General features: G+C 66.3%; 13 protein-coding genes. 10 read left to right on the forward strand and 3 right to left on the reverse strand.

The features are described 5' to 3' along the window. Positions 1-14: 14 nt before the first annotated feature. On the reverse strand, positions 15-785 hold the full coding sequence (locus tag LQG66_RS01500) for an enoyl-CoA hydratase (RefSeq protein WP_231322638.1): 771 nt from the start codon (positions 783-785) through the stop codon (positions 15-17). Between the two features lie 152 nt (positions 786-937). Here LQG66_RS01500 and LQG66_RS01505 point away from each other — a divergent pair, with 152 nt between their 5' ends. The 10 genes from LQG66_RS01505 (at position 938) to LQG66_RS01550 (ending at position 11,630) form a co-directional block, all read left to right on the forward strand. Continuing rightward, entirely contained in the window at positions 938-1,594 is a 657-nt protein-coding gene (locus tag LQG66_RS01505; RefSeq protein WP_231322640.1) for a TetR/AcrR family transcriptional regulator, read from the forward strand. Between the two features lie 165 nt (positions 1,595-1,759). Then, positions 1,760-3,256, forward strand: a complete 1,497-nt coding sequence (locus LQG66_RS01510) for a CoA-acylating methylmalonate-semialdehyde dehydrogenase (RefSeq protein WP_231322642.1) — start codon at positions 1,760-1,762, stop codon at positions 3,254-3,256. 206 nt (positions 3,257-3,462) lie between these two features. Beyond that, positions 3,463-4,608: an isobutyryl-CoA dehydrogenase gene (locus LQG66_RS01515; protein WP_231322645.1), complete on the forward strand. Its 1,146-nt coding sequence runs from the start codon at positions 3,463-3,465 to the stop codon at positions 4,606-4,608. Next, on the forward strand, positions 4,605-5,681 hold the full coding sequence (locus LQG66_RS01520) for an enoyl-CoA hydratase/isomerase family protein (RefSeq protein WP_231322647.1): 1,077 nt from the start codon (positions 4,605-4,607) through the stop codon (positions 5,679-5,681). Before LQG66_RS01515 ends, LQG66_RS01520 begins: the two co-directional genes overlap by 4 nt. A 28-nt stretch (positions 5,682-5,709) precedes the next feature. Beyond that, positions 5,710-6,600: a 3-hydroxyisobutyrate dehydrogenase gene (mmsB, locus tag LQG66_RS01525; protein ID WP_231322650.1), complete on the forward strand. Its 891-nt coding sequence runs from the start codon at positions 5,710-5,712 to the stop codon at positions 6,598-6,600. Continuing rightward, positions 6,600-8,330: an AMP-binding protein gene (locus tag LQG66_RS01530; RefSeq protein WP_231322652.1), complete on the forward strand. Its 1,731-nt coding sequence runs from the start codon at positions 6,600-6,602 to the stop codon at positions 8,328-8,330. The genes mmsB and LQG66_RS01530 overlap by 1 nt, the downstream gene beginning before the upstream one ends. Before the next feature lie 63 nt (positions 8,331-8,393). Continuing rightward, complete coding sequence (locus tag LQG66_RS01535; protein ID WP_231322654.1) at positions 8,394-8,870, forward strand: MaoC family dehydratase; 477 nt, start codon at positions 8,394-8,396, stop codon at positions 8,868-8,870. Positions 8,871-9,024: 154 nt separating this feature from the next. After that, complete coding sequence (locus LQG66_RS01540; protein WP_231322656.1) at positions 9,025-9,942, forward strand: SDR family NAD(P)-dependent oxidoreductase; 918 nt, start codon at positions 9,025-9,027, stop codon at positions 9,940-9,942. Between the two features lie 130 nt (positions 9,943-10,072). After that, positions 10,073-11,347 (forward strand): TIGR03862 family flavoprotein, encoded by a 1,275-nt coding sequence (locus LQG66_RS01545; protein WP_425601280.1) that lies wholly within the window; start codon positions 10,073-10,075, stop codon positions 11,345-11,347. Further along, entirely contained in the window at positions 11,340-11,630 is a 291-nt protein-coding gene (locus LQG66_RS01550; protein ID WP_231322658.1) for a hypothetical protein, read from the forward strand. The genes LQG66_RS01545 and LQG66_RS01550 overlap by 8 nt, the downstream gene beginning before the upstream one ends. A gap of 364 nt (positions 11,631-11,994) precedes the next feature. Here LQG66_RS01550 and LQG66_RS01555 read toward each other — a convergent pair whose 3' ends face one another. Both LQG66_RS01555 and LQG66_RS01560 read right to left on the reverse strand, forming a co-directional pair. Next, positions 11,995-13,074 carry a D-TA family PLP-dependent enzyme gene (locus LQG66_RS01555; protein WP_231322660.1) on the reverse strand — a complete coding sequence of 360 codons (1,080 nt, stop codon included), beginning with the start codon at positions 13,072-13,074 and terminating at the stop codon, positions 11,995-11,997. Positions 13,075-13,225: 151 nt separating this feature from the next. Beyond that, entirely contained in the window at positions 13,226-15,046 is a 1,821-nt protein-coding gene (locus tag LQG66_RS01560) for an ABC-F family ATP-binding cassette domain-containing protein (protein WP_231322661.1), read from the reverse strand.

A 15,046-nucleotide genomic window follows, 5' to 3' on the forward strand; every position in this document is an offset into this window, starting at 1 on the left:
CTTGGAGAAACTTGCTACCGTTTCCTGTCGATGAACTGCTGCATCAGCCGTCTTGGCTCGTCGGTCAGGAACGATCGTCCGAAGGCGCCGATCGACACCTCGATCGAGTCCTTCAGCGGCAGGTCCTCCCATTGCCGCAGCAAGGCCTTCTGAGCCCGCAGCGCCTCGGGGCCACAGGCGAGCAGCGATGCAACGACCTTCTCGACCGCGAAGTCCAGTTCTCCTTCGGCTGCAACGGCATCGACGAGGCCCCAGGCCAATGCGGTCGGCGCGTCGATCGTCTCGGCCGTCATCAGCAGCCAGCGCGTGCGGCCCCAGCCGACCAGCCGCGGCAGCAGCGCGGCATGAATGACCGAGGGGATGCCGACGCGCACCTCTGGCATGCCGAATCGGGCGTCGTGTCCCGCGACCCGGATGTCGCAGGCGACCGCGACCTCCAGCCCGCCGCCGAGGCACCAGCCGGGCATCCGTGCGATCACGGGGGCGGGGAATCGCCGCACCGCCTCGCAGAGCCCGGCGAGCCGCGTGATGAACGCTTCCGCGGAGGCCTGGTCGAGCGTCGCCATTTCCTTGATGTCGGCGCCGCCGATCATGCTCTTCTCGCTCGCCCCCGCCAGCACGACGGCGCGGACGGTGTCATCGGAGGCGAGCGTCTGCAGAGCGGTCTGCAGGTCAAGGATCGCCGCAGATCCGAGAATGTTGAGCGCGCCGGCATTGCAGATCGCAAGCCGGACGACGCCGCGGCTGTCGCGACTCACGCCGCAGTGAGAATTGAGCATGTCCATGGCGGGCCTCATCGGGATTGTCGGACGGGAAAGCAGCGGGCCGGAATCGGATCAGCGTTCTTGATCCAGATCAACTCGAATTCATCAAATTCATGCGGCAAGCAGGGCGCAAAACTGCTATTGTATGACTACAGACATTCAATGGGACGGCAATGCGCTATTCTCCGGAACACAAGGCGGAAACCCACGCGCGAATCGTGCGCAAGGCCTCGGTGCGGCTGCGCGAGAAGGGCGCTCACGGCGTCGGCGTCGCCGACCTGATGAAGGAGGCCGGGCTGACTCATGGCGGATTCTACGCGCATTTCGAATCTCGCGAGGCGCTGGTCGTCGAGGCGTTCAGCTATGCGATCGACCGTTCGGTGGAGCGCTGGCGCAACCAGCTGGATGAACTTCCACCGCAGAAACGGCTGGCTGCGATCGTCGACGGCTACCTTTCGCCTGATCATCGCGACGATCCCGGTCACGGTTGTGCGATTCCCGCGCTCGGAGCGGAGATCGCGCGCGAGAGTGCGAAGACCCGCAAGGCCTTTGCGGCGAAGCTCGAAGAGCTGATCGACCTGTTCGCCGATTACATCGTCGACGTGCCACGCAAGGCCGCACGAAAGCGGGCGTCGGCGATGCTAGCGACGCTGATGGGGACGTTGGTCATGGCGCGTGTGACCGGCAGCGGCGAATTGTCCGATGAGATCCTGAACTCCGGGCGCGAGGTGGCTCTGGCAATCGGCAGCGGCTGCGGATCGGCCGCCAAGTCGCCGGCGCGGCCTCCGGTCAAGAAGCGCGTCAGCAAGTCGGCTGCAGGGAAGCGCTGAGCCGGCGGCCACGCTGGGACACGGGGTGTGGCCGCGGGTCTTCTCCGCGGAGCGAAGGGGCGGCATTTTCGCAGCGCCGGTCAGCGCTTAGACCCTTCCCAAACGGCGCAAAGACTGCAAGATGCCGGCCAAATCGGCACTGCTTACCCCTGCGGAGGATACCCCATGCGTTCAGTCGGTCATTTCATTGGTGGCAAAGAGGTCAAGGGCACGTCTGGTCGGACGGCCGATATCTTCGAGCCGATGACCGGTGACGTTCAGGCGAAGGTCGCACTCGCCTCCCGTGCGGAGCTGCGGGCCGCCGTGGAGAACGCCAAGGCGGCGCAGCCAGCCTGGGCGGCGACCAATCCCCAGCGCCGCGCACGCGTGATGATGAAATTCGTCGAGCTCGTCCAGCGTGACTATGACCAGCTCGCTGAGCTGCTCGCCCGCGAGCACGGCAAGACCGTTCCGGACGCCAAGGGCGACATCCAGCGCGGCCTGGAGGTCGCGGAGTTTGCCTGCGGCATCCCGCATCTGATGAAGGGCGAATATACCGAAGGTGCCGGCCCCGGCATCGACATCTATTCCATGCGCCAGCCGCTCGGTGTCGTTGCCGGCATCACGCCGTTCAATTTCCCGGCGATGATTCCGATGTGGAAGTTCGCGCCCGCCATCGCCTGCGGCAACGCCTTCATCCTGAAGCCGTCGGAGCGCGATCCGGGCGTGCCGATGAGGCTCGCGGAGCTGATGATCGAGGCCGGGCTGCCGGCCGGGATTCTCAACGTCGTCAACGGCGACAAGGAGGCGGTCGACGCCATCCTAGAGGATCCGGACATCATGGCGATCGGCTTTGTCGGCTCGTCGCCGATCGCGCAGTACATCTATGAGCGCGCGGCCGCGCACGGCAAGCGCTGCCAGTGCTTCGGCGGCGCCAAGAACCACGCCATCATCATGCCGGACGCCGATCTCGACCAGGCCGTCGACGCGCTGATCGGCGCCGGCTACGGCTCGGCCGGCGAGCGCTGCATGGCGGTGTCGGTCGCTGTGCCCGTCGGCAAGACCACGGCTGACCGGCTGATGGAGAAGCTGATCCCGCGCGTCGAGAGCCTGAAGATCGGCACCTCGATCGATCCGTCGGCCGATTTCGGCCCGCTGGTGACGCGCGAGGCGGTCGAGAAGGTCAAGGGCTACATCGATATCGGCATCAAGGAGGGCGCGACGCTCGCCGTCGACGGTCGCGGCTTCAAGATGCAGGGCTATGAGAACGGCTTCTATCTCGGCGGGTCGCTATTCGACAACGTCACCAAGGACATGCGGATCTACAAGGAAGAGATCTTCGGTCCGGTGCTGTCGGTCGTGCGTGCCAAGGATTACGCCGAAGCGCTGGCGCTGCCGTCGGAGCATGATTACGGCAATGGCGTCGCGATCTTCACCCGCGACGGCGACGCCGCGCGCGATTTTGCCGCCAAGGTCAATGTCGGCATGGTCGGCATCAACGTGCCGATCCCGGTGCCGATCGCCTATTACACCTTCGGCGGCTGGAAGAAGTCCGGCTTCGGCGATCTCAACCAGCATGGTCCGGATTCGATCCGCTTCTACACCAAGACCAAGACGGTGACCTCGCGCTGGCCGTCGGGCGTCAAGGAAGGCGCGGAGTTCTCGATCCCGCTGATGAAGTGATGTGCGTGGGGGCCTGCAAGGGCTCCCACGTTCGTCATTGCGAGGAGCGAAGCGACGAAGCAATCCAGACTGCCTCCGAGGAAAGATTCTGGATTGCTTCCGCCTACGCCAAGAGGCTTCGGCGGACACGTCGCGTCGCTCGCAATGACGGAGTGTGAAGAAGCGCCACGGCCAACATAACAAAGCCACGGAAACGCGGAGAACGGATGCAGTTCGCTCTCGACGAGGATCAGATCGCAGTGCGCGACATGGCGCGCGCCTTCGCGGCGGAGAAGATCGCGCCGCATGCGCTGCGCTGGGACGAGGAGAAGCATTTCCCGCTCGACGTGATGCGGGAAGCGGCTGGTCTCGGCATGGGCGGCATCTACATCCGCGACGACGTCGGTGGCTCGGGGCTGGGGCGTCTCGACGCGGCGCTGATCTTCGAGGCGCTGGCGACGGGATGTCCGACGGTGTCGGCCTTCATCTCGATCCACAACATGGCGTCGTGGATGATCGATACCTTCGGCAGCGAGGCGCAGCGCCAGGCCTATCTGCCGAGGCTCTGCACCATGGATCTGATCGCGAGCTACTGCCTGACCGAGCCGGGCGCCGGCTCGGATGCGGCGGCGCTGCGCACACGCGCGGTGCGCGACGGCGATGACTACGTGCTCAACGGTCAGAAGCAGTTCATCTCCGGGGCCGGCGCAACGGACATCCTCGTGGCGATGGTGCGCACGGGTGCTGACGGCCCCGGCGGCATCTCTACGCTGGTGATCGATGCCAAGACGCCCGGCGTGTCGTTCGGCGCCAACGAGCGCAAGATGGGCTGGAACGCGCAGCCGACCCGCGCCGTCATTTTCGAGAATGCCCGGGTGCCTGTCGCCAACCGGTTGGGCGAGGAGGGCATCGGCTTCAAGATCGCGATGGCCGGGCTCGACGGCGGCCGCCTCAACATCGCGGCTTGTTCGCTCGGCGGCGCGCAGGCGGCGCTCGACAAGACGCTGGCTTACACCAGGGAGAGGAAGGCGTTCGGCAAACGGCTCGACGAATTCCAGGCGCTGCAGTTCCGCATCGCCGACATGGCGATCGAGCTGGAAGCCGCCCGCACGTTCGTCTGGCGCGCCGCGGCCGCACTCGACCGCAAGGATGCTGACGCCACCATGCTGTGCGCGATGGCCAAGCGCTTCGGCACCGATGTCGGCTTCGAGGTCGCCAACCAGGCGCTGCAGCTGCACGGCGGCTACGGCTACTTGAGCGAGTACGGCATCGAGAAGATCGTGCGTGATCTGCGCGTGCACCAGATCCTGGAGGGCACCAACGAGATCATGCGGCTGATCGTATCGCGCAAGCTGATCGAGGGCGCGCGATGAGCGAGGCCGTGGAAGGCGACCTGATCGTCCGCCGCGAAGGTTCGGCCGGGATCATCCGCCTCAACCGTCCCAAGGCGATCAATGCGATGACGCTCGAAATGTCGATGGGCATCGACGCCGCGCTCGATCAGTTCGAGGCGGATCCTGCCGTCGCCGTCGTGGTGCTGGAAGGCGCCGGCGAGCGCGGGCTGTGCGCGGGCGGCGACATCCGCGGGCTCTACGAGAGCTCGAAGGCGAATGGCGATCTCGGCAAGGTATTCTGGCGCCAGGAATACATCATGAACGCGCGCATCGCGGCGTTCCCGAAGCCCTATGTCGCGTACATGGACGGGCTGGTGATGGGCGGCGGCGTCGGGCTGTCGGCGCATGGCCGCCACCGCATCGTGACCGAGAAGACGAAACTGGCGATGCCGGAAGTGGGCCTCGGCTTCTTTCCCGATGTCGGCGGCACTTGGTTGTTGTCGCGCGCGCCCGGCGAGCTCGGCGCCTATTTCGGCCTGACTGGGCAGACGATGAACGGGCCTGACGCGATTCACGCCCGCTTTGCCGACGCCGTGGTGCCGACCGAGGAGTGGCCGGCGCTGCGCGACGTTCTGACCAAGGTCGGGCCCGGCACGCTGTCAGTTGAGGTCGATCGGCTGATCGCGGGCTTCGCCACGAGCGATGCTGCGGGGCCGGTCGCCGCGCAGCAGGCGCGGATCGATGCATGGTTCGCCCATGACAGCATGCACGACATTTTCACCGCGCTTGAAAAGGATGGTTCGGAGCTGGCGCTTGCGACCCTGAAGACGCTGCGGGAGAAATCGCCACGCGGCATGGTCGTGACCTTGAAGCTGCTGCGACTGGCGCGAGGAGCGGTCTCGCTCGAAGCGTGCCTCGTGCGCGAATACCGCGCGGCGCTCGAAGTGTTCCGCAGCGACGATTTCCGCGAAGGCGTGCGTGCGGCGATCATCGACAAGGATCGTAGTCCCAGATGGTCGCCGCCGGACGTCGATCAGGTGACGCCCGAGATGCTGGCGCCGTATCTCGCTGAGATCGGCGCCGACGAGCTGACATTCCCGCAAAGCAGATAACAAGCACGTCGAGGGGAGACAACGAACCATGGCAACGATCGCATTCATCGGCCTCGGCAACATGGGTGGGCCGATGGCCGCCAATTTGATCAAGGCCGGCCACAAGGTGGTGGCGTTCGATCTGGTCGAGGCGTCGCGGGCGCAGGCCAAGGCTGACGGTGCTGACATTGCCGACAGCGCCGTCGCGGCAGTGAAGGGTGCGGATGCCGTCGTCACCATGCTGCCGGCCGGCAAGCATGTGCTGGCGGTCTGGACCGAGGTCGTGCCGGCAATGTCGAAGGGCGCGCTGATCATCGACTCCTCCACCATCGATGTGGAGAGCGCGCGCGCGGCGCATGCGCTGGCCGCGAAGCACGGCATTGCCGCTGTCGACGCGCCGGTGTCCGGCGGCACCGGCGGTGCCAAGGGCGCGACGCTCACCTTCATGTGCGGCGGCGAGGAGGGCGCGTTCGCCATGGCCAAGCCGATCCTGGAAAAGATGGGCAAGAAGATCGTGCATTGCGGCGGCGCCGGCGCCGGTCAGGCGGCCAAGATCTGCAACAACATGATCCTCGGCATTTCCATGATCGCGGTCAGCGAAGCCTTCGCGCTCGGTGAAAAGCTCGGCCTGTCGCATCAGGCGCTGTTCGACGTGGCCTCGACCTCGTCGGGCCAGTGCTGGTCGCTGACATCCTATTGCCCGGTGCCGGGACCGGTGCCGGCCTCGCCCGCCAACAACGACTACAAGCCCGGCTTCGCGACCGCGCTGATGCTGAAGGACCTGACGCTGTCGCAGGACGCGGCCAAGGCCGCAGGTGCTGCGACGCCGCTCGGCCAGCATGCCCAGGAGATCTACAAGGCGTTCGAGGCGGCCGGCCATGGCGGCGTCGATTTTTCGGGAATCATCCAGCACGTTCGGACACTTGCCGGGATCACCTGATGACGACATTCAAGGACGCACGCGCGTTTCTGCTCGCGCATCGCACCGACTACGATGCGGCGGTGAAAGGCTTTCGCTGGCCGGATGCCGTGCCGTTCAATTGGGCGCTCGACTGGTTCGATGCCGAGCTGGCCGCTGATCCCGACAGCCGCGACCGTGCCGCGCTGTGGATCTTCGATGCCGCGCACGATCGCCAGACCAAGCTGTCCTTCGCGGCGTTGTCGCGCCGCTCCAACCAGGTCGCCAACTTCCTGCGCGCGCAGGGGCTGAAGCGCGGCGACCATCTGCTGCTCTTGCTCGGCAACGTCGTGCCGCTGTGGGAGACGATGCTGGCGGCGATGAAGCTCGGGATCGTCGTGATCCCAGCGACCACGCTTCTGACCATCGACGAGCTGCGCGATCGTCTCGAGCGCGGCCGCGCCAGGGCAGTGGTCGTCACGCAGGACCAGGTCGCGAAATTCGCCAATCTCGGTGCTGATGGTCTGGTCCGCATCGTGGCGGGTGCACCGGCCACGCCCCCGGGCTGGCTGGCGTTCGAGCAGGCCGCCGATGCGCCCGAGGCGTTCACGCCGGACGGGCCGACCAAGCCCGACGACCCGATGCTGCTGTATTTCACCTCGGGTACGACCGCCAAGCCGAAGCTGGTGCGGCACAGCCATCGCAGCTATCCGGTCGGTCATCTCTCCACGATGTATTGGCTCGGCCTGCAGCCAGGCGACGTGCATCTCAACATCTCCTCGCCGGGCTGGGCCAAGCATGCCTGGAGCTGCTTCTTCTCGCCATGGAATGCCGGTGCGACCGTGTTCGTCGTCAACCAGCCGCGCTTCGATGCCAAGGGGCTGCTCGCGATCATCAAACGCTGCGGCGTGACGACCTTATGCGCGCCGCCTACGGTGTGGCGGCTGTTCATCCAGGAGCATCTCGCGGATTTCAAGATCGCGTTGCGCGAGGCCTGCGGCGCTGGCGAACCGCTCAATCCCGAGGTGATCGATCAGGTGCGCGCCGCCTGGGGCCTGACAATCCGCGACGGCTACGGCCAGACCGAGACCGCCGCGATCGTCGGCAACTCGCCGGGCCAGAAGCTGAAGATCGGCTCGATGGGACGGCCGCTGCCGGGTTATCGCGTCGAGGTCGCCGACATCGACGGTGGTCCGGCGAAGGAGGGCGAGATCACGCTCGCATTGTACGGCGAGCGTCCGGCCGGCCTGATGCAGGGCTATCAGGGCGACGACGGCAAGCTCTCGGGCGCCGATGGTGAGCGCTACCGCACCGGTGACGTCGTATTCCAGGACGAGGAGGGCTACCTCACCTTCGTCGGCCGCTCCGACGACGTGTTCAAATCGTCCGACTACCGCATCTCGCCGTTCGAGCTGGAGAGCGTGCTGCTGGAGCACGAAGCCGTCGCCGAAGCCGCCGTGGTGCCGAGCCCCGATCCCATACGCCTTGCGATCCCCAAGGCCTATGTGCTGCTCACATCAGGCGCAGAACGGTCTCGCGAGACAGCGCTGTCGATCTTCACGCATCTGCAGGCGCGCCTGGCGCCGTTCAAGCGCATCCGCCGGCTCGAGCTGGTCAGCGAGCTGCCGAAGACGATCTCCGGCAAGATCCGCCGCGTGCAGCTGCGCCGGCTGGAGCATGACGACAACCGCAGCGATGGCTTGCGCGGCGTCGAGTTTCGTGAAGAGGATTTTCCGGAGCTGCAGAAGGCGCGGCCGGGGCCGGAAGGCTAGAGCGGTGGTGGCACCGATCAGTGCTGAAGGATGATTGATGGTGTTGGAGAGAGACGAAGACGAATGAATCAGATCTGGAAGAAGCCTCCGATTTCGCTCCAAGCCTATCAGGCCATGGTCGGAGAGGAGATCGGCGTATCGTCGTGGCACGTGCTCGATCAGAAGCGGATCGACACCTATGCCGACGTGGTCGAGGATCACCAGTTCATCCATGTCGATCCCGAGCGGGCGAAGGCGACGCCGTTCGGCACCACCATCGCGCACGGCTTCCTGACGATGTCGCTGCTGTCAGTGATGTCCTACGAGGTGATGCCGGCGATCGAGGGTACGACGATGGGCGTGAACTACGGCTTCAACCGGCTACGCTTCCTGGCGCCGGTGAAATCCGGCAAGCGCGTGCGCGGACGCTTCGTTCTCACCGAGGCCACGCTGCGCAAGCCGAAGGAATTGCAATCGGTCACCAACGTGGCGGTCGAGATCGAAGGCGAGGACAAGCCCGCGTTGCTCGCCGACTGGATCGGCCTCATCTATCTCAGCTAACTCAATCGTCATCGCCGGGCTTGACCCGGCGATCCATCAAGACCGAGGGTTTCTCCAAGTTGATGGATGCCCGGGCCTTCGCCGCGCTGAAGGGGCTTCGGCCCCGCAGGCGGGTCAAGCCCGGGCATGACGACGAACAAACAGGAACGCAATTATGGCAATCAGATTTGACGGACGTGTCGCCATCGTCACCGGCGCAGGCAATGGTCTGGGACGCGCGCATGCGCTGGGGCTGGCGAGCCGCGGTGCCAAGGTCGTGGTCAATGATTTCGGCGGTGCGCGCGACGGCACCGGCGGCTCGATGACGGCGGCCGAGACCGTCGTTGAGGAGATCCGAAAGGCGGGCGGTACGGCGATCGCTGACGGTGCCGACGTCTCGAACTTCGAGCAGGTCACCGCGATGGTCGAGCGCGCCACCAAGGAGTGGGGCAGCGTCGATATCATGTGCGCCAATGCCGGCATCCTGCGCGACAAGTCGTTCGGCAAGATGGAAGTGGCCGATTTCGCCAAGGTGCTGGACGTGCATCTCGTCGGCAGCTTCTACTGCTGCAAGGCGGTGTGGAACGGCATGCGCGAGCGCAGCTACGGCCGCATCGTGCTGACGACGTCGTCATCCGGCCTGTTCGGCAATTTCGGCCAGGCCAATTATGGGGCCGCCAAGACCGGCATGGTCGGCCTGATGAACGTGCTGGCGGAGGAGGGGCGCAAGACCAACATCCGCGTCAACATCATCTCGCCGACGGCAGCGACGCGCATGACCGAGGAACTGCTGCCGCCGCAGGCGCTGCAGCTGATGCGGCCGGAATCGATCACGCCGGCGGTGGAGTATCTGCTCAGCGAGGACGCCCCGACCCGCACCATCATGGGCGCCGGTGCCGGCTCATTCGCGGTGATCAAGATTTTGGAGAGCGAGGGCATCAACCTGCCGCCGGAGGAGTGGACGCCGGACGCGATCGCTGCACATTTCGCCGAGATCAGCGACATGTCGAAGGCGAGGGCGCTGCAGGGCGCGTTCGAGCAGACGCAGAAATACGTCGGTCAGGCCGCAGCGCGCCTGGGGCTCAAGCTGTAAGTGCAAAGTCGGAAGACCCTCATGGTGAGGAGCACGGCAAAGCCGTGCGTCTCGAACCATGAGGCCGTGCACGGGCCTCATCCTTCGAGACGCGGCTTGCAGCCGCTCGTCAGGATGAGGGGCTAAGCCGATGCCTGGAGATGTCGTGTCGGACGCGACCAGCCGCCTTCACAAGAATGTCGCCATCATCGGAGCCGGGCCGGCTGGGCTGATGGCGGCCGAGGTGCTGGCCGAGGGCGGCACCGCCGTCACTGTCTACGACGCGATGCCGTCGGTGGCGCGCAAGTTCCTGATGGCCGGCCGCGGCGGGCTCAACCTCACCCACAGTGAGGAGTTGCCAGCATTCCTGTCGCGCTATCGCGAGGCGGCGGAATGGCTGGAGCCCGCGATCCGCGCGTTCCCGCCGCAGCGGCTGCGCGACTGGTGCGAGGCGCTGGGCGAGCCCACCTTCGTCGGCTCCTCCGGCCGCGTGTTTCCGGTGGCGATGAAAGCCTCGCCGCTGCTCCGGGCGTGGTTGCGCCGGCTTGCCACGCAGGGTGTCCGCTTCGAGCTGCGGCATCGCTGGATCGGATGGGACGGCGAGGCGCGGCTGACGTTCGAGACACCAGCTGGATTGCGTGCGATCACGGCCGATGCGACCGTGCTCGCGCTCGGCGGCGCCAGCTGGCCGCGGCTCGGCTCCGACGGCGGCTGGGCAGCACTTCTCGCCGCGAAGGGTCTCGCGATCGCGCCGCTGCGGCCGGCCAATTGCGGCTTCACCATCGCCTGGTCGGATATCTTCCGCGACCGCTTCGAGGGCCAGCCGCTGAAGGGCATCGCGCTGTCGTTCGGCGACCGCAGCGTGCGCGGCGAGGCCGTGATCACGCGCGACGGCATCGAAGGCGGCGCGGTCTATGCGCTGTCGGCCGAGCTGCGCGAGGCGATCGCGGCGACAGGCGAGGCGATCCTACACGTCGCGCTGCGGCCCGACCTTGCGGCCACTGAGCTGATCAGACGCCTGTCGGCGCCGCGCGGCAAGCAGTCGTTGTCCAACGTGCTGCGCAAGCTGGTGCAGCTGTCACCTGTGGCGACCGGGCTGTTGCAGGAGGCGGCGAAGGCGCAAGGCCTGGCGTTGTCATCGCTGCCGCCGGACCGCCTCGCGCCGCTGATCAATGCCGTACCGGTCAGGCTGACGGGCACCGCCGGACTGGCGCGCGCCATCTCCAGCGCCGGCGGCATCGCGCGCGATGAGCTCGACGCGGACTTCATGCTCAAGCGGCTGCCCGGCATATTCGCCGCCGGCGAAATGCTCGATTGGGAAGCGCCGACCGGCGGCTATCTGCTGCAGGCATCATTTGCGACCGGCGTGGCTGCGGGGAAGGGCGTGTTGAAGTGGCTTGCAGGGGGAACGGCAGGCAATGACTGACCAGCTTCCTGAGCCGTGGTATTGGATGACTGACGATCGGCTCCGCGCCACGTTCGAAGAAGAACTTACGCGCGAAGTTGGTCCCAATCATGCGCTGGCCAATCTGTCCCTCAGGATCGTCGCCCGACGCGATGACTGCGACGACGTTCTTGTTGCCCTCGACGGAGGCCGCGTGGCTCAAGTCCATTTGACGTGGACACGGCGCCGGGAGTTTGGCCCTCGCTGGCCCGAGGCCGTGATCTACGATTCCATGGATGATTGGCGGAACAGCTGCGGTGAGTAGCCAGGCCGACCGCCACAAACTCACCGTCATTCCGGGGCGTCCGCAAGGACGAGCCCGGAATCCATAACCACGATCGGGCGTATGGATTCCGGGCTCAGCCGCTGGCGCGGCTGCCCCGGAATGACGAGTAGAGAGAGTCTTGCCCTATCGCAGTTTGCGCCGCGACCGGCAGCGTGCCCACCATCCGCTCTTGCGTTAACCACGGTGGGCACGATGCGACGCGGCGTTGCCGCGTGCGCTTCTTTGCCCACCCTACTTGTTTGTCGTCATTGCGAGCGAAGCGACGCAATCCAGGGCGGCGTGCGTGACCCTGGATTGCTTCGGCGCAAGGGCCGCCTCGCAATGACGATGGAGAGAGCGCGGTCTACCGCAGCTTGCCCCGCGCGGCGACCGGCAGCGTGCCCAGAATCTCCTCGCCGCGGACCATCACGACCTCGTCCATCATGTTGACGACGACGCAGACGTGGTTGGGGACGATGCGGACGACGTCGCCGACATTGGGGCGGGTGTTGCTGCGCGACAGGTCGAGGAAGCCGTGCTCCTCGGCGAAGCGGGCGATCTTCGCTTCCGGGTGCTCCAGGATCAGGCCGTGGCCGTCGAGCCCGCCGGTGTCGGTGGTGAGCGTCTTCGAGCCGGCGTCGAGGATGCCGCGCTCGGGCGCGGCGCGGCTGACGACGGTCGAATAGATGTTCAGCGCACAGTCATCCCAGCTGGCGACGCCGGCGGCGACCTGCATGCGGTCGTTGTAGATGTAGGTGCCGGGCCGGTGCTCGGTGGCGCCCTTGAGCTTGCCGAGATTCTTCAGGTTGGGCGATCCGCCGGTCGAGACGATAGTGGGGTCCAGTCCCTCAGCGCGGACGCCGGCCAGCGCTTCGTCGTAGAACCGCTGCGCGTCGTCCCAGCCGGTCTCGGTCGGGTACATCATGAAGCCCGCGAAGCGCAGACCGTCCGATGCTGCGATCTGGCGCGCGAGCTGGATCGCCTCGGTCGGCGTCTCGACGCCGGCACGCTTGCGGCCCGTGTCGCATTCGACCACGACCGAGAGCGTGCGGCCCGATTGCTTCGCCGCCTGTGGCAGGCCGGCGATCACGGTGGCGTTGTCGGCGGCCACGGTCATGCCGGCCTTGGCCTGCAGCGCCGCGAGCCGCGCCATCTTCTCTTCGCCGATCAGATTGTAGCTGATCAGGATATCGGCGATGCCGGCATCCGCCATGATCTCGGCCTCGCCGATCTTCTGGCAGGTAATGCCTTGCGCGCCGGCCTCGATCTGCAGCTTCGCCAGCACCGGACTCTTGTGCGTCTTGATGTGCGGACGGTTGGCGACGCCGGCCGCCTCGCACTGTGCCTGGATGCGCGCGATGTTGCGCTCGACCCTGTCCATGTCGATGACGGCACACGGGGTGCCGTACTCCCTGGCGATCTTGGCGGCGAGCGGCGTGGTCATATCTGATGCTCCATGGTTGGTCGTGGCATCGCGCCATCAAGGTAGGGCGGGCAAAGCGAAGCGTGCCCACCGTCTTCTGTCGTGCAAGAACGCGGTGGGCACGTTGCAACGCGTTGTGCGCGCTGCGCCTTTGCCCGCCCTACGGGACCGCTCACGCGCCCTCGATCTCCTCACGCAGCATTTCGAGCTCCAGCCAGCGGTCTTCGGCGGCGGTGAGCTCGGCCTGCGCCGTGGCCAGCGCAAGCGAGGCGGCGTCGAATTTTTTGCGATCCTTGGCGTAGAGCGCGGGGTCGTCGAGCAGCTTCTGCTGTTTCGCGATCTCGGCCTGCAGCTTCTTGATGGTCTTGGGCAGCGTCTCCAGCGCGTGCTTCTCGTTGAAGGAGAGCTTGCGCTTCGGCGCGCTCGATGGTGAGGCGGCAGTCTTCGCCGGCTTCTTCTCGTCGGCTGCGGTCGCGGCTGCCATGGCATGCGCGCGCTTGAGATCGGCGCCGCGTTGCACCAGCATGTCGCTGTAGCCACCGGCATATTCCTGCCATTTGCCGTCGCCCTCCGGCACGATCACCGAAGTGACGACCCGGTCGAGGAAGTCGCGGTCATGGCTGATCAGGATGACGGTGCCTTCGTAGTCGCCGAGCATGTCCTCGAGCACATCGAGCGTATCGAGGTCGAGATCGTTGGTCGGCTCGTCCAGCACCAGCAGGTTCGATGGCTTGGCCAGCGCGCGCGCCAGCATCAGCCGGCCACGCTCGCCGCCGGAGAGCACCTCCAGCGGCGTGCGCATCTGCTCGCGCGCGAACAGGAAGTCCTCCATGTAGCCGACGACGTGTTTCGGCTTGCCGCCGACCATGACATGGTCGCCGCGCCCGCCGGTCAGCGCTTCCGCCAGCGTCGTCTTCGGATCGAGGCTTTCGCGATGCTGGTCGAGCGTCGCCATCTCCAGATTGACGCCCAACCGGATCATCCCTGAGTCCGGCGGCTCCGCGCCGGTCAGCAGATTGACCAGCGTGGTCTTGCCGGCGCCGTTGGGGCCGACGATGCCGATGCGATCGCCGCGCTGGATGCGGATGGAGAAATTGTCGACGATCTTGCGATCGCCGAACGCCTTCGATGCGCCCTTGGCCTCGATCACCAGCTTGCCGGACTTGTCGGCCTCGGCGGCAGCGAGGTTGGCGCTGCCGGCCGCGCCGCGATAGTCGCGGCGCTGCTGGCGCAGCGCGTGCAGGTTGGCGAGCCGCTTGACGTTGCGCTTGCGCCGGCCGGAGACGCCGTAGCGCAGCCAGTGCTCCTCGTTGACGATCTTACGGTCGAGCTTGTGCTGCTCGCGCTCTTCTTCCGCCAGCACCTCGTCACGCCACGCCTCGAAGCCGGCGAAGCCGCGGTCGATCTGCTTGATCTGGCCGCGGTCGAGCCAGGCGGTCGCGCGCGACAGATTGGTGAGGAAGCGGCGGTCATGGCTGATCAGCACCAGTGCACAGCGGCGGCCGTCGAGCTCGTTCTCCAGCCATTCGATGGTCGTCAGATCGAGATGGTTGGTCGGCTCGTCCAGCAGCAGGATGTCGGGGTTCGGGGCGAGCACGCGTGCCAGCGCAGCGCGGCGGGCCTCGCCGCCGGAGACATGCGCGGGATCCTCTTCGCCTGTGAGACCGAGCTGCTCGACGAGGTAGCGCGCCTGGTAATGATCGTCACCGGGGCCGAGGCCGGCCTCGACATAGGACAGCGTGGTGGCGTGGCCGGAGAAGTCCGGCTCCTGCGGCAGATAACGCACCGTCGCGCCGGGCTGCACGAAACGGGTGCCGCTGTCGGACTCGACCTGACCGGCGGCGATCTTCAGCAGCGTCGATTTGCCGGAGCCGTTGCGGCCGATCAGGCAGACGCGCTCGCCGGGCGAGACCGACAGCTCGACGCCGGACAGCAGCGGCGTGCCGCCGAACGTCAGGCGGATGTCTTTCAGTTGAATGAGCGGGGGCGCCAT

It is taken from the genome of Bradyrhizobium ontarionense, assembly GCF_021088345.1.
GTDB lineage: Bacteria > Pseudomonadota > Alphaproteobacteria > Rhizobiales > Xanthobacteraceae > Bradyrhizobium > Bradyrhizobium ontarionense.